The following is a 22378-nucleotide window of genomic DNA, read 5'->3' on the forward strand; positions in this document are numbered from 1 at the left end:
TGATGGCGGCTTAACAGAGGGAGAAGAGCGGACACCTGTGACAAATCTGACTGAGCACTATTTCACAACAAGTCTAATGGTTTAGGGCAGGTGCTTGAAAAGCAGGGAGGTGAAAAGTTTGATCTAGCTCTAGCCGCTTTTCGCAAAAGCATTGAACTGGGAGAACAAGATAACAATCAGTCACACCTGGCAAAGGTGCATACTGCACTGGGCCAAGCGCTATCAAGACATAGAAGGATAGATGAGGCCATCCATCATCTTACGCAGGCATTTGACATTGATGTAGCTAATCGCAACTCCCGGGGGTTGTCACTGATTATGTTGTATCTCTCGCAATTGCTGACTGGGCAAGGGCGAATGAATGAAGCGGTTCAATATACTCAGCGAGCGCTTGAGGTTGCGCCAACTCACCAAGGGTTACAGCGACTCTACCGGCAAATCACAGGCACCGATGAGGTTAGCAGCGACTTTCCAGTCAAGCAGGGCATCGTAAAACATGTTCGCCAAAACGTCCAAGGAATCCGCTACGGGCATATTACCCCGGCTGACGGTAGTCGCGATATTTACTTTAGGGAAGGGTTCATCAAGTCCAATACCATCGACTTGCTGGATTCAGGTACCTTAGTCGAGGTAGAGGTGAACCAGCATCATAAAGGCCCCTGTGCATCAAGGATCCATGTTCTACCGGATATTGACGAAATCTGAGCCACAGAACGTACCAAATATTTATTTTTAAGATCTTCTACATCCGCAATAATCCTGCATTGTGGCATGAGGATCAATTAAATCCCCAAGTTCCATCGAAATGGTAAATTTCCATCCGTAGGGGCAGACCGATGTGTCTGCCCGGAATTTGGCATCGAGAAATTCGCCGACCGCGGATTATTCCATGGCAGGATTTTGGGCGCACAAGGCGATCGGGCAACCACGGCATATCACCGTAGGGGCAGACCGATGTGTCTGCCCGGAATTTGGCATCGAGAAATTCGCCGACCGCGAATTATTCCACGGCAGAGTTTTGGGCGCACAAGGCGATCGGGCAACCACGGCATATCACCGTAGGGGCAGACCGATGTGTCTGCCCGGAATTTGGCATCGAGAAATTCGCCGACCGCGGATTATTCCATGGCGGGATTTTGGGCGAACACGTGGGTTCGCCCCTACGGGATTGGCCCTAACGATCCACCGACCCCATGATGATATCAATGCTACCCAAGATTGCCATAATGTCAGCCACCTTCATCCCCTTCAACAGGTGAGGCAAAATTTGCAGATTATTGAAATCCGGGGCGCGGATCTTAAACCGCCAGGGGAAGACATTGTTGTCCCCCATAATAAACACCCCTAGCTCGCCTTTACCGCTCTCCAGGCGCACATAGTGCTCCCCTTCCGGAATCTTGAACGTGGGGGGAATCTTTTTACCAATGAACTGGTAGTCAAAGTCATTCCACTCCGACTTTGGCCCCTCCGCCATCCGCTTCGCCTCCAGGTTCTCAAACGGACCCCCAGGGATATTGGCGCAGGCCTGACGAATAATCTTCACCGATTCCCGCATTTCTCGGATGCGCACCTGGTAGCGGGCCATGCAGTCTCCGGCGGTTTCGTAGTGCACATCCCAGTCAAAGTCGTCGTAGCACTCGTAGTGGTCCACCTTGCGCAGGTCCCACTTCACCCCAGAGCCCCGCAGCATCGGGCCAGACAGCCCCCAGGCGATCGCCTCGTCCCGAGTAATGGTGCCAATCCCTTCGATCCGGCGACGGAAGATCGGGTTATTGGTGATCAGCTTTTCGTACTCATCCACCTTGGGCAAAAAGTAGTCGCAAAAGTCGGTACACTTGTCCAACCAACCGTAGGTTAAGTCCGCAGCCACACCGCCAATGCGGAAGTAGTTGTTGTTGATCAACCGGCTACCCGTCGCTGCTTCCCACAGGTCATAGATCATCTCCCGTTCCCGGAAGATATAGAAGAAGGGCGTCTGAGCCCCCACGTCCGCCAGGAAGGGACCCAGCCACAGTAGGTGGTTGGCAATCCGGTTCAGCTCCAGCATGATCACCCGAATGTAGCTGGCCCGCTTGGGTACCTCGATATCGGCCAATTGCTCCGGGGCATTGACGGTAATCGCTTCATTGAACATGCCCGCCGCATAGTCCCAACGACTGACATAGGGCACAAACATAACGTTGGTGCGGCTTTCGGCGATTTTTTCCATGCCTCGGTGCAGGTAGCCAATCACCGGCTCACAGTCAATCACATCTTCCCCATCCAGGGTGACAATCAACCGCAGCACCCCGTGCATAGAGGGATGATGCGGCCCCATGTTGAGCACCATGGGTTCGGTTTTGGTTTCAATAATTGACATAGGTTAGCCCAATCGTCGGTATCTGTCGTTGATGTTTGCGGTGGGACGGTCTTAAATATTTTATCTTTGAGTATCTTAATGTGGATCGCTGTCATTTTGCAGCTCAAAGCCATGAAACCTTTTGGGGGTTGGCTGTTTTCCCGGCTCGGCCCTATGGCCTAGTGGCGGGCTGGGGCCGTTATTGGTAGCGACGAAAGAGATCCCCCAACAAATCCTCGAAACTACCGTGGCGACCAAACTCGATAGCGTCAAAATCGTCCTGGCTGGGGCGATCGCGGGACTGGGCGGTGGGGCTGGGGTGACCGTCACGATCGTACTGTTGTCGGGTCTGGGGGTCGGAGAGCACTTGGTAGGCTCGGTTCAGGTATTTGAACTGCTCGGCAGCAGTAGCATCGTCTGGGTTGAGGTCAGGATGATAGCGACGGGCCAGTTGGCGATAGGCCCGTTTGATCGCCGCTTGGCTGGCCTGGGGATCGACCCCAAGCACGGTGTAATAATCGGTGGCTGAGGAAAAGGGGGTGGGGTTAGACATCGGTGTACGGCTACTTTCTACTGTCTACCTTTTTTAGCCAGTCCATCACCTGGTGACCCAGGCGCACATCGTTCAGGCGGTCGATCTCGCGAATGCCGGTGGGGCTGGTCACATTCACCTCTGTCAGGTAGCCGCCAATCACATCAATCCCCACAAAGTAAAGCCCATCCCGTTTCAGGGTGGGAGCCAGTTGCTGGCAAATCTGTCGCTCCCGTTCGGTGATCTCGGCCGGGGCGACCCGGCCTCCGACCGCCATATTACCCCGAAACTCACTGCCGGTGGGGATGCGGTTGACGGCACCGATCGGGTCTCCATCCAGCAGAATAATCCGCTTGTCCCCTTCCTTGGCGGCGGGTAAAAACGTCTGCACCATCACCGGCTCCTGGCCCTGGCGGGTGCTGATTTCTACCATCGAGTTGAGATTGCGATCGCCCGCTTGCAGAAACAAAATCCCCTCCCCAGCTTTACCCCCCAGGGGTTTCAGCACCGCCGCTCCCCACTGCTCTACGGTGTCGCGAATCACGGCCTTGCTCTGGCTGACGATGGTTTCTGGAATTGCTTCAGTGAATTGCAGGGCGTACATTTTTTCGTTAGCGGCTCGCAACCCCTTGGGGGCATTGATCACCTTAGTTTTAGCCGAGTCAATGTAGTCCAAAATGTAGGTGGCATAGAGGTAGGGCACGGTCACTGGCGGGTCGGTGCGCATAAACACCGCATCCATCTCGTCCAGCGATCGCTGCACCACATTGTCCACGTTGTACCATAGGGGCTCGGCCACCCAGTGATTATCCACCAATTGCACTGGGATTAAGTCCACCCGCCGCATCAGGGCCAGGGCCTTGCCGCCCACCACACTAAGCAGGGGGGCTTCGGTAATCCAGACCTCGTGCCCCTGGGCCTGGGCCGCTTCCATCAGGGCAACGCTGGTGTCGTGGCCGGGGTCAAGGCGCTCAATCGGGTCGATGATAAAAGCAAGTTTCACGGGGGGGATGTCCTATACTCCAGCTAGAGTTTTAGCATGGGGCCGGTCTGTTTAGGGTAGGCATTAAGACGTCAAGGTCACTAGTACCGCTACGCGGAATTAAAAATGCAAAGTTCAAGGTGAAAAATTGTTGCTGCGCCAGGATTTTAAGCGTCCTGAACAGTAGGTTGATTTCTACCTCAGAGTACTATTGGCCTGTCAAGATAGCCGTGACGGGTCAACCGGCTGCGGTGCAGGGCCTACGGCTCCCGTTAAACCGTTCACCGTTTACCGTTCACCCCAAGTCACATCTCCCGTCATTATGTTTTCGACTGAACATTAGGAGGCTGGAATGATACGGATGTCAGAGGCGGACTGGAAGCGGTTTCGCCAGGTGCGGGAATTAGCTCTGGAGCGCTTCTGCCAGAGGGTGCTAGACGAGTGCCAGGCGATTAGCGCCGATTCGTCCCGGTCAGCCTACGATCGCTACCTGGCCATTTATGAGTTGATCCCGGAGCGCGATCAAGCCATGGCCAACGGCTTTGATGCCCCCCGCCGCTCCACCGCTGTGATTCAGCTCAGTATCCTGCGATCGCTGGACCTGGTCACCCCAGAAGAGGTGGCCCAGTTTAGCCCACCGATTCAAGCTGCGACCACCACTGGCCTTTAAGCCGGTCAGGCAAACATTGGCGGCAAGCCTTAACCCCGATTAAACACTTGTGCTGGCGTCAGTGACCAGTCTGGCACTACGGCTGACACCAGGCACTGATCAGCTACAAACGTTTGATTCTCATACTGACCATCCACCCACTGACAGACCGTAATTTGCCGAGTTTCAGGATCAACTATCCAATATTCAGCAATCCCCCTGGCCGCATATTCAGTCCGTTTGTGGCGATAGTCCCGGGAGCGATTCACGTCCCCTGGGGAAACCACCTCAATCACCAGGGCGGGGGGCGGCATGTTGCGGGTCAGGGTATTGCGAGCAGAGCCTGCCAGGGCCTGCTGAGAGGCTTCGGTATGTACCGCCAGATCCGGCAAACGATATTTGGCTCGCCGCCCGGTGACCTCAAGTTCTAAGTCCTTATAGGCCACCCAGGGAACCGGGAAAAACTTCAACAGCTCCACAAATAAGTAGCGAGCAATGGCACAGTTTTCAGGGGACTCAGGGGGCATTGCCACTAAGACCCCATCTTCCAGTTCATAGCGAGTATCGGTCCCGTCATCATAGGCCAAATACTCCTCTGCGGTCAGACTGTTTGAGGCTGATACTGTCATAGAACATCTCCCAGCTCGGGGAATCAGCGGGCAGACCTATAGCATGGTGAGGCGCGATCGCAGAATTGTGGCCTGGGTTTCCGCTTCGGCTAACGCGTCCCGTGCCCCTTGCACCACCTCAGCCGGAGCCTTATCCACAAAACCGGGGTTGCTGAGTCGCCCCGACAGCGACTTAATTTCCCCTTCCACCTTGGTCAGGTCTTTTTCCACCTTAGCCCGCAGGGCATCCACATCCACCACACCGGTCAGGGGAATCAACACCTGAACCGTGCCCGTGACCCCAGCAAACAGCTTGCGATCTTCTGGTTCTGGGGCCGGTGCAGAGGCGATGCTAACCGCAGGCGGCAGCACCTGGGTTGTGGGTAAGGATTCTGGCGGTAGCGAGGTAGACCCAGCCTGGGACTGCCTGGACCCCAAAATAGCCTGGCGCCAGGCTTGGTAGGACTGGAGCAATTGCTGGCGATCGCCAGCTGTAAGCAGGTTACGGCGAGCAAACGAAATCACCACCCAGATACCCACTAGTTCCATCAGCAGGCCAAACAGTGGGGTGGTATCTACAGCGTGGATGATGGCCCCCGCAAACTTCAGCCCCACTAGCCCGGCAAAAATCAACAGCAGGCTCAGGACTGGCCGCCGCACATCAGCCCAGAGGGCGTTGATGTAGCCCAGGGGTTGTTCGAGCCAGGGTTGGAGACTATGCCAGGCGCTTTGCACCTGGGTGCTGACGGCTTCAGCCCTAGTCGCCGCGTTGGTAGTCTCTGCAGCGTGGGCTGTGGAGACCGGCTGTTTGCCCCCCAAGATTACCAGGGTGTCAATTTTGCCTAAATCTTTGACATAGTCAGCGGTGGCCTGCAAAATGTGCCGTTCTTCGGGGTTGTCGCTTTCTAAGATGGTCTCAATTCGCACACTGGGTTTGATGCCCGCTTCGGCCCGCAGGTTGCGCACCGTCCGCACCGTGTTAAACACCAGGGTAAACTGCTGCTCTAGGCCCTCATCCACCAAACCAGGGAAGGGGGTGGGGTAGGGTTGCACCGCCAGAAACTGATCGTCGCCCACCTGGGTGAGGGTGTGCCACACCTCTTCGGTGATGTGGGGCATGAAGGGGTGCAGCAGCTTGAGAATGCCATCCAGCACAAAGGCCAGGGTCTGTTGGGCCACCCGCTTAGACGCCCCCTCACTTTGCAGGCGGGGTTTCACCAGCTCAATGTACCAATCGCAAAAATCGCCCCAGGTAAATTCATAGAGCTCTTTGGCAGCTTCTCCCATGCCGTAGGCGTCCAGGTGGTGGCGCACACTGTTGACCACCTGGTTATAGCGGGAGAGAATCCAGCGATCGGCCAGATCAAGCTGGGCCAGGTCAGGAACGCCCAAGTCCGCCGGAGACTGACCGTCCAGGTTCATCATCACAAATCGGGCCGCATTCCACAGTTTATTGGTGAAGTTACGGGAGGCCTCCACCGAAACTGATTCGTCAGTTTTGCGGTTGTACTCCAGGCGAATGTCTTGACCGGCCCCAGTCACCTCACGGATTAGGGTATAGCGCAGGGCATCGGTGCCATACTTATTAATCAGCACCAGCGGGTCGATGCCATTGTTGGCCGACTTGGACATTTTCTTGTTGTTTTCATCCCGCACCAGCCCATGGATGTAGACGGTCTCGAAGGGCATGGTGTGGGTAAAGTGACCGGCCATCATGGTCATACGGGCCACCCAGAAAAAAATAATGTCGAAGCCGGTGACCAGGGTGGTGGTGGGGTAGTAAGTCTGAAGATCTTTGGCCGTTTGATCGGGCCAGCCCAGGGTGGAAAAGGGCCACAGGCCAGAGGAGAACCAGGTATCTAGCACATCAGGGTCTTGCACCAGCTCCACCCCTTCCCCGAACTGGGCGATCGCTTTGTCACGGGCCTCTGCCTCACTGGTGGCCACCACAAAAGGCGTGTGATCGGTGATGTCGCCACCGGTTTCACTGACCGCATACCAGGCGGGAATCTGGTGCCCCCACCACAGTTGCCGGGAGATACACCAGTCTTTCAAGTTCACCAGCCAATCGCGATAGACCTTGGTCCAGCGTTCAGGCACAAACTCAGGGTCCTGGTGATTGTCCAGGTAGTCCAGGGCGTTGTCGGCCAGGGGGCGGATTTTGACGAACCACTGGGTAGAAAGCAGGGGTTCGACCGGGACCTTGCCGCGATCGCTGTAGGGTACGGTGTGGTGATAGTCGTCCACCCGCACCAAAAAGCCTTCTTCATCCAGCCGTTGCACCACCGCTTTGCGAGCCGCAAACCGATCCAACCCGGCAAACGGTCCAGCCTGCTCATTCATGGTGCCGTCTTTATGCATGACGGTAATCATCGGCAGGTCGTGGCGTTGGCCCATAGCGAAGTCATTGGGGTCATGGGCCGGGGTGACTTTGACACAACCGGTGCCAAAATCAGCATCCACATACTCGTCGGCGATCACAGGGATCTGGCGATTCACAATCGGCAGCATCAGGGTTTTGCCGATCAACCCCTGGTAACGCTCGTCGTTGGGGTTAACAGCCACCGCCGTATCCCCCAGCATCGTCTCAGGCCGGGTAGTTGCCACTTCCACGTAGCCAGAGTCGTCCGTGAAGGGGTAGCGGAAGTGCCAGAGGTGGCCATCCACCTCTTTTTGTTCCACCTCCAGGTCTGACACCGCTGACTGACTGGCGGGGCACCAGTTGACCATGTAGTTGCCCCGGTAAATCAGTCCTTCTTCATAGAGTTGGGTAAAGGCCGTGAGTACCGCATGGGACAGCCCCTCATCCATGGTGAACCGCTCCCGGGACCAATCCACGGAGACCCCTAGCTTGCGCAGTTGGTTAACGATCTTGCCGCCAGAGTCCACCTTCCATTGCCAGGCTCGCTCCAGGTAGCGATCGCGGCCCAGATCTTCCTTAGTCATGCCCTCGGCTTGCAGTTGACGATCCAGGATGGTGGCTACGGCAATGCTGGCGTGGTCAGTCCCTGGCAACCACAGGGTATTCCGCCCTGCCATCCGCTGGTAGCGCACGATCGTATCAATCAAAGCATTTTCAAAGGCGTGGCCCATGTGCAGACTGCCGGTGACATTGGGGGGCGGAATCACCACACAAAAGGGCTGACCAGGATGATCAGGGTCAGCTTTAAATACCTGCTTGGTTTCCCACTGGGCTTGCCACTTGGCCTCGGTTTCGGTGGGGTCGTACTGGGCAGAGAGGGTGGGAATAGGGGCCGTCATCACAAAACCTGGAGCGCAGGGACTACTAACGTCTAAGTACTAAACACTAAAGTACCAGAGATATAGTGTACTAACCGATGCGGCTACTGGGATGCAGCAATTCTCAGTATGACTTGACTGATTGACGAAAGACCGCTCAGGCTGAGCTTGTCGAAGCCCGTTCACCCTTCGACAGGCTCAGGGCGAACGGCCAATTTACCAAAATGAGAATTGCTGACTGGGATGGCCAATTCATGCAGCGACTCGCTCTCCCCTTTGTCCAGGCCGTGAAGGAAAGTTAGCCTAGGGCTCAGTTCTCCTAAGAAACAAACTCAGTTAGTGGGCCTTTAATCTGTCTGTTGGCCTAGGTGACCTGCTCGAGCCAAGCTTGCTGCCGGGGGAATTTCGATTTCCCCCGGTCCCCCTCGACCAGGGCCGTTCCGCCGCCCTGGACCCAACGGAAAGGTGCCCCCAGAACAACCTGTCCGGTGGATGCTAGGCTCTCAATGGGTTTCTTCCACTTTGTGCTGGCCTAATAGGGGTTAGTGGATAGCTGCCTAAGTGGTCCCAGCCTGGCACCATGTAGGCAGTCAGCCCCAATGGACCTCGGGCTCAGCGCTCACGCTAACTAGCGGTGCCGGAGTTGTTAGTGCAGGCTGCGAAAAGGTGGACGCCTCCCAGGGACGATCATCCTGTTCCGCCGCTTCCCAAATCGCGCCAATAATGTAGAGCAGCCGGAAGATGAAAGCCAGACTTCCAGCGCCTATAGCCAGCAATACCCACAGCAGAACAGTCATTCTGTATTCTCCGAATTCTCTGAGGTTGAGGACATTTGACGGTTTGCGGTTCAGGCTTTACGGTTCACCGTATACCGTAAGTCTTAGACCGTAAACCGTACACCCTAAATCCTTGGTGGCTTGATTACAGTCAGCTAACCAAGCGCTCAATGTCACTGATTTAAGGCTGGTGGGCAGAGCCCACCCTACGACAGATCAAGGCTTCTGGCCATTTGCAATGGAGCTTATTTCAGTGACATTCAACCAAGCGCTGGTTGTAGTTTAGCGGTGGGCCATCGGGGCTGAAAGTCGAAATAACACCGAACCTGGTTACACCACGGTGGGGGAAGCCTGGTGTTTTCACGGTGAAAACGAGACTATATGGTCAGGCCACGCTATTACTGAGGCCAAGTATTGGAATCTGGTCTTCTGTACCGGGTTGCCAGACGGTTCGATAAGATTGAACCTAACCTAACTCGCTCTATATTCTTGCTTGAGGTCATGCCCGACGCCCTAGTTTCCATTGCCCAGCATTACCACAGCCGCACCAAGTACGATCCGGCAACCATCAGGGCCCAAGCCCGGTCTCTGGCTTTTGACCAGCAGCCGGTGCCGTTTAAGACCTACCAACTGGGGCACGACATCGACCTCAAGCCCTATCTGGAAATGACCGCTGAGGCTAGCCAATTGCCCGATGCGGTCGAGTGGATGCGGTTGTCTCACCTGTTAATTAATGCCTATGGGCTAACCGCCAAGTTTCCTACGGTGACGGGGCAGGTGTTTTACCTGAGGGCGGCCCCATCGGCGGGAGGGCTCTATCCGGCAGAGGTGTATTTAATTTCTAGGGGCACCCGCCTGCTGCCAGCGGGGCTTTATAACTACCAAGCGCGTACCCATAGTTTGTGGCGTTACTGGGATGACCATCGCTGGCCTGGTCTGCAAGAGGCCTGCTTTTGGCACCCAACCCTAGAAGCCACCCAGATCGCCCTGGTGGTGACTGGGGTCTTTTATCGCTCAGCCTGGCGTTACCAGGACCGGGCCTATCGCCGCATTTGTTTGGATGTGGGGCACCTGATGGGCAATCTTGAGCTGGCCAGCGCCCTGGCGGACTATCGACCCCACTTAATTGGCAGCTTTGCCGATCAGGCCCTGGCTGACTTGCTCTATCTCAACCCAGAGGAGGAGGGGGTGATGGCGGTGTTGCCCCTGGCGGACTTGCTGGCGGTTGACCAAAATTTGCCCCACCATCAGTCCACCTTTCCCACCCAGGCCCACACTGACTTCCCGGCAGTACCCGATGGTCAGCTGTTGACCTACTTTCATCGGGCCACAGCGATTGATGCCAATGCCAACGCGCCTAAATGGTCGAACCGCTCAGTCCCTGCCCTGGCTGAGACCCTAGACGACAAATACAACTTTCCCTTTTGTCTAAAGGTGTCCACTCGCACAGCGCCGCTAGATTGGGGCGATCGCCTGGATGCCGTAGAAACCACCATTCTGAAACGGCGCTCTACCCGCAAATACAGTGGCGGTACGATTCCCCTAGAGCAACTGCTTCAGCTTCTAGACTTTACCTATCAACCCCACCACTACCGGGATCAAGGTCTAGATGGCGACCCTGACTACCACGACCTCAGCCTGCTGCAAACCTTTGTGGCGGTGTCTGGCGTCGATGGCTTAGACGATGGCTGCTACTACTACGCCCCCCGCAGTGAAGAACTACGCCAGGTGCGGTTCAAAAATTTTCGCCAGGACTTGCACTACCTCTGTTTAGGACAGGAGCTGGGTCGGGATGCCGCCGCCGTGGTATTTCATACGGCGGACTTAAAGACGGCAGTGGCTACCCACGGCGATCGCGTTTATCGCTATCTGCATATGGATGCCGGGCATCTGGGGCAGCGGCTGAACTTGGCGGCCATTCGCCTGGGGCTTGGGGTCAGCGGTATCGGTGGTTTCTTTGACGACCAGGTGAATCAGGTGCTGGGGATTCCTGAGGATGAGGCCGTGGTTTACATTACGACCCTGGGGCAGCCGGGCTAGGGGGAAGGCAGAGGGCAGAAGGCAGAGGGCAGAGGGCAGAAGGCAGAGGGCAGAGGGCAGAGGGCAGAAGGCAGCTTTTAAGATCCATGCTCTACCCAGTCTAGGATGCGATTCCAGGCCCACCAGGGGTCTGGGTCCTGGGCCAGGGCGCGACCGGCGGCGCTGCTGTAGTACCCCACATGGCCGCCATAGGGGGTGAGGATAAGCTCAAGGTTGGGGTTGGCCTGGGCGATCGCCTCTAAGTCGGGCACAATTTCTGGCGCAAACAGGGGATCGTCAGCGGCATAGAGCACCAGGGTGGGTACCGTCAGGTCTGCCATAAACGGCAGGGGGCTATTGGCGGCGTAGTAATCTTCCACTGAGGCAAACCCCAGGCGAGGAATCACCAGCTCGTGGTCAAAGGCCCAAATGCTGTTGGCCCGTTGAATGGCGGCAGGGTCAAAGTGGTCGGGGTGGGCCTGGTACAGGCGTTGGGCCAGACGGTTCAGTTCCCGAGCGATCGCTCGCTCCAGATAGCGTCCGGTGGGATGGGCCATCAAGTACTGTAGCGATCGCAGCGGGTCAAGGCTGGGACAGAGCACCGCCACCCCGCCCAGGTCGGCTGGGCTGAGGGGGCTTTCTGCCGTGAGGACCATGGCGGCTTTGGCGGCCCACAGGGCCAGTTGACCACTGAGGGAATAGCCCATAAACCAATAGGGGGGTGGGCACCCCAGGGCCTTGGCTGCCGCCGCCAGGGCGAGGTAATCGTCGCCTTCATAGATGCCGTCGGAGGTGAGGGTGGGGGACAGTTCAGCGGTTTTACCGTGGGCCCGCCAGTCAAACAGCACCACCCCGTAGCCCCGTTGGTAGGCTTTGCGGCCCAGCAGCTTCAGGTACCACTGATTATCTACACTGCCGGTAATGCCGTAGGTGGCAATGATTGTGCCCTTGGCCTGGGTTGGGGCGGCCCAGCGACCAAAGAGAGGCACCCCCCCCTGACCTGGGAAAATGTGGTCTTGATAGGGAACCGGCGGCAAATTCAGGGGATTAGACCCGATGCGTCGGCCCACCTGGTCCACATACAGGGTCATGGCCAGGCCATTTTTTAAGTACCAGGGGGGACGAAATTCAGGGAAATCAACGGTGGCCATAGGCACTACAGGGGGACTTCGGCAATGTCGGCCACGGCGGGCAGGGAGATCGGAGTGGGGGGCTGGTGGCGATCGCTGGATCGCTGACAGCGCACAGCAAATGGGCAGGTGCCACAGAGCCCCTGGGCTTCATCCACCTGGGGTAAGGGCTCAGCGCTGGCCAGCAGGTGAGTCAGGGTCTGGGTCAGCCGCCTGAGGTCGCGATCGGTTCGCCGATGTGCCGCTTCAGAGTAGGGGATGCTAACCCGACTAGGGGGCGCATCAGCCAGAGTGGCCCCCTGCGGCTGCACAAACCAATAGTCCATGGACAGGCGATCGGGGGGAAGGTCGGAGGTTTCAGCCAGCACATACAGGTACAACCGGGTTTGCCATTCCTGGGCTAATTGCGCCTGCCGAGGCGGTTTTAGATAGGTTTTCCAGTCGATGATTTGACCGCGCTGGGGGGTGACAATCAACAGGTCGTACACCACGGTCAAACTATAGCCATGGAAGGGTAAGCTACGGCGATGCTCGCTCTGGCGCAGCCCCGGGTCAGGGTCGATAAACAGGTCTGGGGCATGGGTGAGCAATCCCTCCACCGCCGCCTTCAGATGGGGATCTTGCTGCAGCAACGGATCCACCGCCAAGCCTAAATCTCGCTGTTGCATAATCTGGTGAAACTGCGTGCCCCACTGCTGCCGCTGCAGCATGTCGGGGTTCACTGGCGCGATCAGGCGATCGAGGTAGGTGTGCTGGAAGCGACGGGGGCAGAGTTCGAGGAGCTTGAGGTGGGCTTGGGTGAGGGTGGTGGGCATGGGGGAGGTGGGGGGATGAGTGGATGGGTGGATGGGCACTGCCCTGAGCTTGTCGAAGGGTGGATGGGTGGGGAGGATGGGGAGATGGGGTGATGGGGTGATGGGGAGGGAGAAATAATTTTTGATTTTGGATTTTGGATTTTGGATTTTTTCGTTCCCGTGTGTCTGCCCTAGGGAGGAAAGGCCAATCTTCAATCTACCGCAGCTCATGGCCGTTGGCGGCGTTCCCTGGGGTTTGACTAAACTACACCGTTCAGTTAAATTCAAAGCATAATCAGAATCTGCCTTGGTCTCGCCCTTTACCCCCCACCGCCCATGAGTGCTCAGTCGATTCAGCCCTGGAGAAAACCAAGTTGGTGGGTGCTGCTGGCCGCCCTGGTGTTGGTGGGTGGCGGCTCGGTTTGGCTGGCCCGTGGGGTGATGCAATCTCGGCAGGCGGCTCGTGAACAGGTGGAACTGCCGCCGCCCCGTCAGGTACAGGTGGTGGCCTTGGGGCGGGTGGAGCCCAGTAGTCGGGTGATTGATGTAGCGGCCTCCAGCTCAGGCCGGATCGATCGGTTGGCGGTGCAAAAGGGTGACACCGTTGAGGCGGGCCAGGTGCTGGCCTACCTTGACACCTATGCCGTGCGCCAGGCAGAGCGGGACTTGGCGGCCAGCCAACTGGCGGAGGCCAGGGCGCAGCTGGCGGCGGAAACCAATCTGGGTCGCTCCCAGGTGCAGGAGGCCAGCAGTCGTTTGGGGCAAATTGATCAGCCGCAGCAAGCGGCGATCGCGGCCCAAGCCGCTGCCATCCAAAGCCTGCAAGCCGAGCTCGATGTGGCCGAAATTGACCTGGCCCGGTTTCAGCAGTTGAATGAGTCGGGGGCGATCGCGCGCCAAGAACTCGATCGCCAGCGGGCCACCGTCAACCGCCTGCAGGCTGACTTAGCCAATGCCACCGCCACCCGCCAGCGCCTAGAACAATCTAGAGATCGGGACTTAGCCAACGCCCAGGCCCAGGTGGTAGCCGCCGAAGCCAGCGCCAGCCGCGCCCGGGTGATGAGTCGGGTGGATTCTGCGGCCCAGAGTCTGGCCCTGGCCGAATCTCAACTGGCGTTGACGCTGATTCGAGCCCCCCAAACGGGCCAGGTGCTGGATATTTTCGCCTACCCTGGGGAGGCGGTGTCCCTGGGGGGCGAACCGGTGCTGGCCCTGGGGGATACTCGCCAGATGGTGGTGGTGGCTGAAGTCTACGAAACCGACATTGGGCTGGTGCGGTTGGGTCAAACGGCCACCATTACCAGCCGCAATGGGGCCTTTGCCGACATCCTGACCGGCACCGTGGACGAGATTGGCCTGCGCATCGCCAAAAATGACGTGCTGGACGATGACCCCGCCGCCAATGCCGATGCTCGGGTGGTGGAAGTGCGGGTCAAGGTCGATCAAAGTGACGTGGTGGCCGGGCTGACCAACCTGCAGGTCGATGTCGCCATCGACATTGAGTCATGAGGTTAAGCTGGCGGCGGTCCAGGCGGCGCATTCCTCTGGCCTGGTACAACCTGCGTCACGAACGCAGTCGGCTGCTGGTGGCGATCGCTGGGGTTGCCTTCGCGGTGTTACTGATGTTTATGAACCTGGGCTTTTTAGGAGCGCTGATCAACACCACCACCAATTTCTATGACCAGTTCAATGGGGATATTTTTCTGGTCTCTCCCCAGTCCCTGGAGATTAGCTCCACCAAGGCCTTTCCCCGACAGCGGTTGTACCAGGCGGCGGGCATCGAAGGGGTGCAGCGGGCCATGCCCCTCTACGCCGAGTACGCCCTGTGGAAAAACCCCGAAACTCAGATCAGCCGGGCCATGTTTGTCTATGGTTTTAACCCCAGCGACCCGGTGTTTCTGATGCCAGAATTGAACACTGACGCCGCCCGTCAGGCCCTCCAACAGCCAAATACGACGTTTATCGATCGGCGATCGCGACCTGAATTTGGCCCCCAAACCATTGGTCTAGAAACTGAAGCGGACCGCCGCCGCATCACCATCGTCGGCCAATATGCCCTGGGGGGTGGCTTTGCCGCCGACGGCACCTTGATCATGAGCGACCAAAACTTTCGCCGCTACTTTGCCCCCCGCCCCCTGACCCAGATCAACCTAGGGTTGCTGCTGCTGGACCCAGGCACCGACGCCCAGCGAGTACAAGCCACCCTGCGATCGCGGCTGCCCGCCGATGTCAACCTTTACACCAAAGCTGAAATTGTCCGCAAAGAAAGTCAGTTCTGGATTCAGACCACCTCCATCGGCTTCATTTTCGGCCTGGGAGTACTGGTGTCTTTCATTGTCGGCACCGTGATTGTCTACCAAATTCTCTACACCGACATCCGCGATCACTTGCGGGAATACGCCACCCTAAAAGCGATCGGCTACAGCGGTGGCTACCTGTTCAAAGTGGTGCTGCACGAAGCGGTGATTCTGGCCCTGCTGGGCTATGTCCCTGGCCTGATTTTAGCCCTGGGCCTCTATGCATTGGCCGATAACGCCACCGCAGGCACCCTACCCATGCAGATGACCCTGTTTCGGGTAGTGTTCGTATTGGCCCTGACAATCACCATGTGTAGCCTGTCAGGGTTAATTTCCGTCCGCAAAGCCGTCACCACCGACCCCGCCGCCGTTTTCGCCTAACCCCCCATGCCCACCCCCCTGGCCCTGCTCAACCTGATCCACGATCGCAAGAAATTCCTCACCTCCCTGGCCGGGGTCAGCTTTGCCGTGCTGTTGATGTTTTTGTTTACCGGCTTTCAAAACGCCCTCTACGACAGCCAGACCCAGTTGTTAGAGCAGTTCAATGGCGACATCGTGATCATCAACCGGCTGAAAGAAAACATGTTTGTGCCCCGCTCCTTTGCCCGCCGCCGTCTGTACCAGGCCCAGGCGTTTGATGGCGTGGAAGCTGCCTATGCCGTCTACACCAGCGATGCCCGCTGGAAAAACCCTGAGACCAAAGCCACTCGCCCAGTGCGGGTGATTGCCTATAATCCTGCCGATCCAGTCCTGCCCATGGCCGAGGTGTTGGCCTACCAGCGACAGCTGACGCTGCCCAATACGGCCCTGATCGACCGTCGCGCCAGGGCCGAGTTAGGACCCCGGGAAGCGGGGGTGGTCACCGAACTGGCGGATCGCCAGATACAGATCATTGGCACCTTTGCCCTGGGCACCGACTTTGCGGCGGGCAACGGCAATTTGATCATGAGTGACCAGAATTTTTTGCGGTATTTTGCCGATCGCGGCCCCGAGGAAGACGAACGCAGCTTTGCCACCGCCGACATTGGGGTGTTGAAGCTAGCCCCCGGCACCGATGTGGATCGCCTGGTCCAGACCCTGAGGCAGCATCTGCCCCAGGATGTGTTGGTGCTGCCCAAAGACGGCCCGGAGGGCTTCATTCGCCGCGAGCGCACCTACTGGGAAGAAAACACCAACATTGGCTTCGTGTTTTCCCTGCTGACGGCCATGGGCTTTGTGGTGGGGATTATTCTGGTCTATCAAATTCTCTACACCGACGTCGCCGACCACTGGTCGGAATATGCCACCCTCAAGGCCATGGGCTATGGCAATGGGTTTTTGTTTGGGGTGGTGATTCAGGAGGCCATGATTCTATCTGTACTGGGATTTATTCCCGGCTTTTTGATTAGTGCCCTGTTCTATAACCTGGCCGCTGGGGTGACGGGCCTGCTGTTTGTCATGACCCTAGGGCGAATCGTTAACCTATACATAGCTACATTTATGATGTGTCTGATTTCTGGCACCATTGCCGTGCGCAAAGTGCAGCGCACCGACCCAGCGGAGGTATTTGGTCTATGAGTGCTGTGCCGGTTCAGCCCGTTTCCCCTGGGGCTGCTTCCCCTGGGGCTGCTTCCCCTGGAGCCGAGATCTCTGTACAGGTACAGACCCTGGACTACTTTTTTGGCCAGGGAGACCTGCGGAAGCAGGTGCTGTTTAATATCAACCTGGAGCTGCACCGGGGTCAAATTGTGATCATGACCGGCCCATCCGGGTCCGGCAAGACCACCCTGCTGACCCTGATTGGGGCATTGCGTTCAGCCACAACGGGCAGTCTGCGGGTGCTGGGGCAAGAACTGGTGGGCCTGGGCAACCGCCAACTGGTGGAGGTGCGTCGCAACATTGGCTTTATTTTTCAGGCCCACAACCTGTTTGAGTCGTTGACCGCAGCCCAAAACGTGGAAATGGCGGTGGAACTGACCGGTAACTTACGCCAAAAGCGCCAGCGGGCCACAGCAATTCTGGAAAACGTAGGGCTGGGCGATCGGGTTGACTATAAACCGGCAGCCCTATCTGGGGGGCAAAAGCAGCGGGTGGCGATCGCCCGGGCCCTGGTCAACCAACCCCAGCTGATTCTGGCCGACGAACCCACCGCCGCCCTAGATAAGCAATCGGGGCGAGATGTGGTTACCCTAATGCAGCAATTGGCCCAGGAGCAAGGCTGCACCATTTTGATGGTGACCCACGACAACCGCATTTTGGACGTGGCCGATCGGATCATTAACCTGGTGGATGGTCGTCTGGAGTCTGACACTAACCCCCAGCAGTTTGTCGAGGCCCATACCGTCAAATCCCTGGACCACAACATGTTTGTAATGTAGTTTTTGGATATTCGTTGGGCAACCCTATGGCACTCTCATTTGTTAGTACAGTCCAGGCTTTGACCTACACCAAGGTAGCCGACTACCTACAAAATTCCAGTCTGTTTCAAAACAGCCTGCGGGCCTACCCCGATCGACCCAAGTTTGACATTCTCTACGGCTCTACCCTGGTGGAAGTGGAGGTGTTGCCCTGGGAAGTTCACCCCTGGGAAAAAGCCGATCTGGCCACGGTACGGGCCACCAGTTGCGTCACCATTGGCAGCACCATCAACCAGGACTTACTGTATTTTCTGCTCGCCGAAAATCGGCGCATGCGGTTTGGGGCCTTTCACCTGGATGAGGCCAACCAGGTGCTGTTTGCCGAAAGTGTTCTGGGGGGCGAAAACATGGATCTGATGGAACTGCAAACCTGCATTTTGTCGGTGGTGACCATCGCCGACACCTACGATGACATCATTGCCCAGCGGTTCGGTGGATACCGGGCTTTAGACTCTGGGATGCCAGCCTGTAATCAGGCATAGATAGACAATCGGCAAAGTCTACATTTAGCCATAGCCTAACCCTATGCTTGGGTAAGAGGTTGCCTGCAAACCCATGTGGTTTCCTGAAGTAAGTGAGCAGATAGGAGAGAAAACCTGTGGTATTCAGATGGGGAGTACGAAGATAACCCTGCCATTATCGCGGAAAGCGTGATCTTAGCCCCTGACCCCGGCGAGATTAGCGATAACCCAGAAGCCTTCTTTGACCAGTTGATTGCCGTTGAAGGCGGTGTGGGCGAAAAATATGATGACAATGTCTTCACCATTTCCCAGGCTCAATTTCTGGGGGGTAGCGATATCCTCGTGGTCAAAGAATCAGCAGGCATGGCCAACTTTGAGGACGATGATGACGTGGTAATTTTAGGGACCCTGCGCCCCTTTGATATGGCTCAATTAGAGCGCGAATACAACTTGATGCTGGACGACGACCAGTGGCAAACCATCGAGTCTGACTACAGTGACGAGCCCCTGTTAGCAGCCGTTCAGGTGTACGCCATCAACCGCTAAGGGAATCTTGGACGGGTGCATCCCACTGTTGCAGCCCACTCAAGAGAAGCCGCTCTGCGTCTACACCCTAAATCCCTCTCCCAGAGCGGGCTACTAAGTACACACATCTTGGCCCTCTCCCCAAACCCCTCTCCCAGAAGGGCGAGGGGCTTTGAAAGCTCTACTCCCCTTTCTCCCATTTTGGGAGGAAGGGGCTGGGGGATGGAGGGAAAGCCCTGCCCACAAGGGTCTCACAGGACTTATGTGTATCAATTAGCCCAGAGCGGGAGAGGGACTTTAAATCCTGCCCCCCTTCTTCCATTTTGGGAGTAGGCCGTAGGACGTGCGTAGCAGGGACTGGGGGATGTAGAGCTTGCGCTTCCCGCAGGGTGGGCCAACTTGCAAAACTGGGATGCACTCGGTGCTTGACGGATATCCCGGTTGTGCTGCTGTCGGAGGTCATTTTGTCTAAGGGATGATACATTCAAAATCTATGGTTTAACTACAGCACAACTGTTTCAGTCAATCAGGGTGTTAAGCTAGACACTAGGGAAAATAAGCATTATGGCGAGTACATCGGCTAAAATCCCAAGATCTAAAAAGAAGAACTTTTCTAGTTTTAGCTATGCCGAAGCTTTCAAGCAGCTAAACTTAAACGATCTCATTCCCTGGGAGCTAGAAGTCTCTCCGGTTGAACCCAGCGCCTTCTTTCAAGAGCGGCTCCACCGCTTAGAGCAAACCTTTGACCTGGAAGGTTACGAAGAATCAAAAAAGCTGTTGATCGATGCCATCTGTGAAGAGGCGATCGCCAGTACCGACCATCTCAAAATCTGGAAAGGGGCTCAACTGGAAGGCGATACAGCCGCAGGCTACGTCGATTATCTGATTGCCGAGCGGAAACGGTATCTCGATATTCCCTTACTTTGCATTATCGAAGCCAAGAAGGACGACTTTGAGAAAGGTCTAGCCCAATGCCTGGTAGAAATGCAGGCCTGCCAGTGGCAAAACCAGCAGGCCGGTCGCGAGATTGATGTTTACGGCATCGTCACCAATGGCCGAGCCTGGCAGTTCTACCGTATGGGCCTAGCGGGTATCGTCTACGAAACTCCGGTATATTCCACTGGGGATATGGATTTGTTGCTAGGGCGATTGCGCTATGTCTTCCAGCTATGTGAGCAAAATCTGGATTAAGGTTTTAGCTGAAGAAACTGTGCGATCGCTCACCAGCCTTATTGGTTCCGCCCCCGGTAGCTTTGCAACCCCCGAAGAGGCTGACCAATTTATCCGTCAGGAACGTTTGCCTCAAAGGACTGGCTAAGCTGCGTAGTATGTAAGGAGAGGTAATGGGTACGTTATGACCACATCCCTACTCGATCTTCCTAATGCACTCCCTGCCCAGGATCAGCGGCTGGTACTGGAGGGCGTCACCTGGCAACAGTACGATGCCCTGGTAACGCTGTTTACGAACCAGTTCCCCGCACTGCGGATGACCTACCTGGAGGGCACCCTCGAACTTATGACCACCTCTCCAGAGCATGAACGCCTTAAAAAAATCATTGCTCGCCTGATTGAAGCCTTCGCCGAAGAACTGGACTTAGACCTCAACGGTTACGGCTCTGCCACCTTCCGCAAAGAAGCCGCCGCTCGGGGCCTGGAACCGGATGAGTGCTACTGCCTGGGAGAACTGCACGATGTTCCTGACATTGCCCTGGAAATTGTCCTGACCAGTGGTGGCATCGACAAGCTCAAGGTTTATCAGGGTTTGGGGGTTAAGGAGGTCTGGTTTTGGGAGAACCAGCAGCTCAACATATACAGCCTAGTGAACGAAGGGCAGGGCTATGAAGCGCAGCAGACAAGCCAACTGCTCCCTCGGCTCGAGGTTACTTTACTGGCCGGCTTTGTTGGTAACCCTAACCAGACGCAGGCCGTCAAAGCCTATCGTCGAGCCTTGAAAACGGCTTGAGAATAAATCTGTACCTCTGCCTTCTTGTACTTAGAGCTGCCCTTGCCAGGGGATAGACTGACGAGCCGAGTGAGGCCCCAGGGTGCGGATGGCGGTGATATCTAGCTGGGCGTAGGTGCCCTGGCGTAGCCGACGGGCAGGAATGGGCAGTTGACCGAGGTCAATCTCGAATCGGTTGCCGGTCACCGTCACCGCTGCCGCTGGCACTACATCATCATAGGCGGTGGTGTAGTGCAGGCGGTGGCTGTCCCTGGGGTTGCCGCCAGTGGTGCGCAGGGTAACCCGAAACTGGGTCTGCAACTGGGCCGATTCCCCAGCTAAATCCAGCACCACGGCCCGCAGGTCAGAGCCACTGCCGTGCAAGCCGCCCCAGGCCATGCGGGTGACATCTTGCTCGCGCACCGCCTGGGTGATGGCCAGGCGCAGCTCATCCGCCTGGCGTTGAACGTTGGCATCGATCCATACCGCTTCAGGGAAGGTGGCTTCTACCCTACCATCAGCATCAATGGTGGCGGTCACCGGCTCGGCGGCAAAACTGCCTACGGGCCTTGGGGCCTGCCAGTCAATCACCAGGGTGCCTTCCACTCGTCCGGTATAGTCCTCATAGGTGTCTTGCACCTGGGAGCCTGCAGCTAGAAGAGTGTTAGCCCCCGATCTGGGGGTCCACAGATTGCGGGAGAGTCGCAAGGGTTGGTTGACCAGGTGCTGGAGTGGCAGAGTTTGGCTGGGGGTGTCGGCAGATAGGGGCGTTGTTTGGTTGACTAGCCGCAGTTGTCCGGCTTCACCATCCCGTCCGTCGCGGCCCGGAGAGCCATGGCGACCGGGGCGGCCATCGCGGCAGACGTAGCGGTTCGTCTGGCAGCGATGGTCGCCATGGCCGGGGGTGCCTGTGCAGGTTTGTAGGGTCCAACTGCGCCAGCGACACCGGCAACCACTGGCCCCTGCTCCCCCTGACCCGCCGCGGCCCCCTCGCCCCCCAGGGGCCACCACCGTAATTAGCCCCAGGGCGTCTGGGTTGTCGTAATACAGGGTCAGATTTCCTCCCTGACCGCCATCGCCCCCCCGACCGCCATGGCCACCGTTGCCGCCGCTGGGGGCTTGCAGATCGTAGGCAACCTGGCGGGGTTGGCTGTCGCAGCGAGGGCGGCGTCCATTCTCCCCGGCCTCGCCTGGGGCTCCGTCTTGCCCTGGTAGGGAGAACTGGTTGGGGGTACCGTTGGCAGTGGCGGTGTGATCGGCCCCTGGGGTACCGTCTCGCCCGGGCCGTCCATCCCGTCCGGGGCCACCCTGGCGCCCATAGGTGCGAGTTTCGATCGCCCATGCCACCAGGGTGCAGCTATCGACTGTCGGTAACACTAATCCTTCTAAGGCAGCTACCCCCAGGGGTACCATGAGCAGGCCAGTGGCCCATCTCCACAGTGGCATGGCAGTTCAGGCGACAATGAATGGTTTTTGAGTATCCAGCTCAACAATTCCCATAGATGCTGATAGGTGGTGAGCATTTTCCGCTGGACCCCCCTTAATCATAGGCAGCCGGAGGAGAAGTCTTGCTAACAACTGTGACAGATGATTGTGCTGGCTTGAGCGGTCGAGTTAACCGGCTATCCTAGATGCATCCCGAATTAATGCATCTTGATTATCTTTAACGCCAGTCGCGCCGACAGACGC

21 protein-coding genes are annotated in these 22378 nt (G+C 57.1%); 12 read left to right on the plus strand and 9 right to left on the minus strand.

Annotated features, from left to right (window positions below; all coding sequences use genetic code 11):
* Nucleotides 1-90 precede the first annotated feature (90 nt).
* Nucleotides 91-705, plus strand: coding sequence for a cold shock domain-containing protein (locus E1H13_RS28355; RefSeq protein ID WP_169616629.1), 615 nt, complete (start codon nucleotides 91-93; stop codon nucleotides 703-705).
* 469 nt (nucleotides 706-1174) lie between these two features.
* Here E1H13_RS28355 and E1H13_RS21750 read toward each other — a convergent pair whose 3' ends face one another.
* From E1H13_RS21750 to gshB, 3 genes are all read right to left on the minus strand, one after another.
* Nucleotides 1175-2359 carry an NAD(P)H-quinone oxidoreductase subunit H gene (locus E1H13_RS21750; protein WP_169616631.1) on the minus strand — a complete coding sequence of 395 codons (1185 nt, stop codon included), beginning with the start codon at nucleotides 2357-2359 and terminating at the stop codon, nucleotides 1175-1177.
* A gap of 178 nt (nucleotides 2360-2537) precedes the next feature.
* The gene (locus E1H13_RS21755; RefSeq protein ID WP_169616633.1) at nucleotides 2538-2891 is read right to left on the minus strand and encodes a DnaJ domain-containing protein; all 354 of its coding nucleotides are present in this window, start codon (nucleotides 2889-2891) and stop codon (nucleotides 2538-2540) included.
* A 10-nt stretch (nucleotides 2892-2901) separates the two neighbouring features.
* Complete coding sequence (gshB, locus tag E1H13_RS21760) at nucleotides 2902-3873, minus strand: glutathione synthase (RefSeq protein WP_169616635.1); 972 nt, start codon at nucleotides 3871-3873, stop codon at nucleotides 2902-2904.
* A 331-nt stretch (nucleotides 3874-4204) separates the two neighbouring features.
* Between gshB and E1H13_RS21765 the strand changes: the two genes are divergently transcribed.
* On the plus strand, nucleotides 4205-4522 hold the full coding sequence (locus tag E1H13_RS21765; RefSeq protein ID WP_169616637.1) for a peptide ABC transporter substrate-binding protein: 318 nt from the start codon (nucleotides 4205-4207) through the stop codon (nucleotides 4520-4522).
* Nucleotides 4523-4551: 29 nt separating this feature from the next.
* Here E1H13_RS21765 and E1H13_RS21770 read toward each other — a convergent pair whose 3' ends face one another.
* From E1H13_RS21770 to E1H13_RS21780, 3 genes are all read right to left on the minus strand, one after another.
* Nucleotides 4552-5130 (minus strand): Uma2 family endonuclease, encoded by a 579-nt coding sequence (locus tag E1H13_RS21770; protein ID WP_169616639.1) that lies wholly within the window; start codon nucleotides 5128-5130, stop codon nucleotides 4552-4554.
* A gap of 36 nt (nucleotides 5131-5166) precedes the next feature.
* Nucleotides 5167-8370: a valine--tRNA ligase gene (locus E1H13_RS21775; RefSeq protein ID WP_169616641.1), complete on the minus strand. Its 3204-nt coding sequence runs from the start codon at nucleotides 8368-8370 to the stop codon at nucleotides 5167-5169.
* Nucleotides 8371-8939: 569 nt separating this feature from the next.
* Nucleotides 8940-9146, minus strand: coding sequence for a hypothetical protein (locus E1H13_RS21780; RefSeq protein ID WP_169616643.1), 207 nt, complete (start codon nucleotides 9144-9146; stop codon nucleotides 8940-8942).
* 480 nt (nucleotides 9147-9626) lie between these two features.
* On the opposite strand from E1H13_RS21780, the gene E1H13_RS21785 reads away from it, so the two are divergent.
* The gene (locus E1H13_RS21785; RefSeq protein ID WP_169616645.1) at nucleotides 9627-11165 is read left to right on the plus strand and encodes a SagB/ThcOx family dehydrogenase; all 1539 of its coding nucleotides are present in this window, start codon (nucleotides 9627-9629) and stop codon (nucleotides 11163-11165) included.
* A gap of 77 nt (nucleotides 11166-11242) precedes the next feature.
* Here E1H13_RS21785 and E1H13_RS21790 read toward each other — a convergent pair whose 3' ends face one another.
* Both E1H13_RS21790 and E1H13_RS21795 read right to left on the minus strand, forming a co-directional pair.
* Nucleotides 11243-12295, minus strand: coding sequence for an alpha/beta fold hydrolase (locus tag E1H13_RS21790; protein ID WP_169616647.1), 1053 nt, complete (start codon nucleotides 12293-12295; stop codon nucleotides 11243-11245).
* 5 nt (nucleotides 12296-12300) lie between these two features.
* Nucleotides 12301-13089 carry a PD-(D/E)XK nuclease family protein gene (locus E1H13_RS21795; protein ID WP_169616649.1) on the minus strand — a complete coding sequence of 263 codons (789 nt, stop codon included), beginning with the start codon at nucleotides 13087-13089 and terminating at the stop codon, nucleotides 12301-12303.
* Between the two features lie 315 nt (nucleotides 13090-13404).
* Here E1H13_RS21795 and E1H13_RS21800 point away from each other — a divergent pair, with 315 nt between their 5' ends.
* From E1H13_RS21800 to E1H13_RS21840, 9 genes are all read left to right on the plus strand, one after another.
* Nucleotides 13405-14577, plus strand: a complete 1173-nt coding sequence (locus tag E1H13_RS21800; RefSeq protein ID WP_240966780.1) for an efflux RND transporter periplasmic adaptor subunit — start codon at nucleotides 13405-13407, stop codon at nucleotides 14575-14577.
* Nucleotides 14574-15746 (plus strand): ABC transporter permease DevC, encoded by a 1173-nt coding sequence (gene devC / locus E1H13_RS21805; RefSeq protein ID WP_169616651.1) that lies wholly within the window; start codon nucleotides 14574-14576, stop codon nucleotides 15744-15746. The genes E1H13_RS21800 and devC (E1H13_RS21805) overlap by 4 nt, the downstream gene beginning before the upstream one ends.
* 6 nt (nucleotides 15747-15752) lie before the next feature.
* The gene (gene devC, locus E1H13_RS21810; protein WP_169616653.1) at nucleotides 15753-16922 is read left to right on the plus strand and encodes an ABC transporter permease DevC; all 1170 of its coding nucleotides are present in this window, start codon (nucleotides 15753-15755) and stop codon (nucleotides 16920-16922) included.
* On the plus strand, nucleotides 16919-17722 hold the full coding sequence (locus E1H13_RS21815; protein ID WP_169616655.1) for a DevA family ABC transporter ATP-binding protein: 804 nt from the start codon (nucleotides 16919-16921) through the stop codon (nucleotides 17720-17722). The genes devC (E1H13_RS21810) and E1H13_RS21815 overlap by 4 nt, the downstream gene beginning before the upstream one ends.
* Before the next feature lie 26 nt (nucleotides 17723-17748).
* Nucleotides 17749-18243 (plus strand): hypothetical protein, encoded by a 495-nt coding sequence (locus E1H13_RS21820; protein ID WP_169616656.1) that lies wholly within the window; start codon nucleotides 17749-17751, stop codon nucleotides 18241-18243.
* A gap of 168 nt (nucleotides 18244-18411) precedes the next feature.
* The gene (locus E1H13_RS21825; RefSeq protein WP_169616657.1) at nucleotides 18412-18768 is read left to right on the plus strand and encodes a hypothetical protein; all 357 of its coding nucleotides are present in this window, start codon (nucleotides 18412-18414) and stop codon (nucleotides 18766-18768) included.
* Between the two features lie 543 nt (nucleotides 18769-19311).
* On the plus strand, nucleotides 19312-19938 hold the full coding sequence (locus E1H13_RS21830; RefSeq protein ID WP_169616659.1) for a hypothetical protein: 627 nt from the start codon (nucleotides 19312-19314) through the stop codon (nucleotides 19936-19938).
* Nucleotides 19904-20065: a hypothetical protein gene (locus E1H13_RS21835; RefSeq protein ID WP_169616627.1), complete on the plus strand. Its 162-nt coding sequence runs from the start codon at nucleotides 19904-19906 to the stop codon at nucleotides 20063-20065. Before E1H13_RS21830 ends, E1H13_RS21835 begins: the two co-directional genes overlap by 35 nt.
* A 36-nt stretch (nucleotides 20066-20101) precedes the next feature.
* Complete coding sequence (locus E1H13_RS21840; RefSeq protein ID WP_169616661.1) at nucleotides 20102-20710, plus strand: Uma2 family endonuclease; 609 nt, start codon at nucleotides 20102-20104, stop codon at nucleotides 20708-20710.
* Nucleotides 20711-20740: 30 nt separating this feature from the next.
* Here the strand turns inward: E1H13_RS21840 and E1H13_RS21845 are convergent, their stop codons facing one another.
* Complete coding sequence (locus tag E1H13_RS21845) at nucleotides 20741-22135, minus strand: collagen-like protein (protein WP_169616663.1); 1395 nt, start codon at nucleotides 22133-22135, stop codon at nucleotides 20741-20743.
* Nucleotides 22136-22378 lie beyond the last annotated feature (243 nt).

The sequence above is a fragment of the Nodosilinea sp. P-1105 genome (assembly GCF_012911975.1).
Classification (GTDB): domain Bacteria; phylum Cyanobacteriota; class Cyanobacteriia; order Phormidesmidales; family Phormidesmidaceae; genus Nodosilinea.

Excerpts from the sequence above, each read along its gene's own strand:
- E1H13_RS21755 (WP_169616633.1), bottom strand. The coding sequence starts at position 2,891 with ATGTCTAACCCCACCCCCTTTTCCTCAGCCACCGATTATTACACCGTG.
- E1H13_RS21770 (WP_169616639.1), bottom strand. The coding sequence starts at position 5,130 with ATGACAGTATCAGCCTCAAACAGTCTGACCGCAGAGGAGTATTTGGCC.
- devC (WP_169616653.1), top strand. The coding sequence starts at position 15,753 with ATGCCCACCCCCCTGGCCCTGCTCAACCTGATCCACGATCGCAAGAAA.
- E1H13_RS21780 (WP_169616643.1), bottom strand. The coding sequence starts at position 9,146 with ATGACTGTTCTGCTGTGGGTATTGCTGGCTATAGGCGCTGGAAGTCTG.
- E1H13_RS21820 (WP_169616656.1), top strand. The coding sequence starts at position 17,749 with ATGGCACTCTCATTTGTTAGTACAGTCCAGGCTTTGACCTACACCAAG.
- E1H13_RS21835 (WP_169616627.1), top strand. The coding sequence starts at position 19,904 with ATGTCTTCCAGCTATGTGAGCAAAATCTGGATTAAGGTTTTAGCTGAA.
- E1H13_RS21795 (WP_169616649.1), bottom strand. The coding sequence starts at position 13,089 with ATGCCCACCACCCTCACCCAAGCCCACCTCAAGCTCCTCGAACTCTGC.
- E1H13_RS21765 (WP_169616637.1), top strand. The coding sequence starts at position 4,205 with ATGATACGGATGTCAGAGGCGGACTGGAAGCGGTTTCGCCAGGTGCGG.
- E1H13_RS21790 (WP_169616647.1), bottom strand. The coding sequence starts at position 12,295 with ATGGCCACCGTTGATTTCCCTGAATTTCGTCCCCCCTGGTACTTAAAA.
- E1H13_RS21845 (WP_169616663.1), bottom strand. The coding sequence starts at position 22,135 with ATGCCACTGTGGAGATGGGCCACTGGCCTGCTCATGGTACCCCTGGGG.
- E1H13_RS21830 (WP_169616659.1), top strand. The coding sequence starts at position 19,312 with ATGGCGAGTACATCGGCTAAAATCCCAAGATCTAAAAAGAAGAACTTT.
- devC (WP_169616651.1), top strand. The coding sequence starts at position 14,574 with ATGAGGTTAAGCTGGCGGCGGTCCAGGCGGCGCATTCCTCTGGCCTGG.
- E1H13_RS21775 (WP_169616641.1), bottom strand. The coding sequence starts at position 8,370 with ATGACGGCCCCTATTCCCACCCTCTCTGCCCAGTACGACCCCACCGAA.
- E1H13_RS21815 (WP_169616655.1), top strand. The coding sequence starts at position 16,919 with ATGAGTGCTGTGCCGGTTCAGCCCGTTTCCCCTGGGGCTGCTTCCCCT.
- E1H13_RS21785 (WP_169616645.1), top strand. The coding sequence starts at position 9,627 with ATGCCCGACGCCCTAGTTTCCATTGCCCAGCATTACCACAGCCGCACC.
- E1H13_RS21840 (WP_169616661.1), top strand. The coding sequence starts at position 20,102 with ATGACCACATCCCTACTCGATCTTCCTAATGCACTCCCTGCCCAGGAT.
- E1H13_RS21800 (WP_240966780.1), top strand. The coding sequence starts at position 13,405 with ATGAGTGCTCAGTCGATTCAGCCCTGGAGAAAACCAAGTTGGTGGGTG.
- E1H13_RS21750 (WP_169616631.1), bottom strand. The coding sequence starts at position 2,359 with ATGTCAATTATTGAAACCAAAACCGAACCCATGGTGCTCAACATGGGG.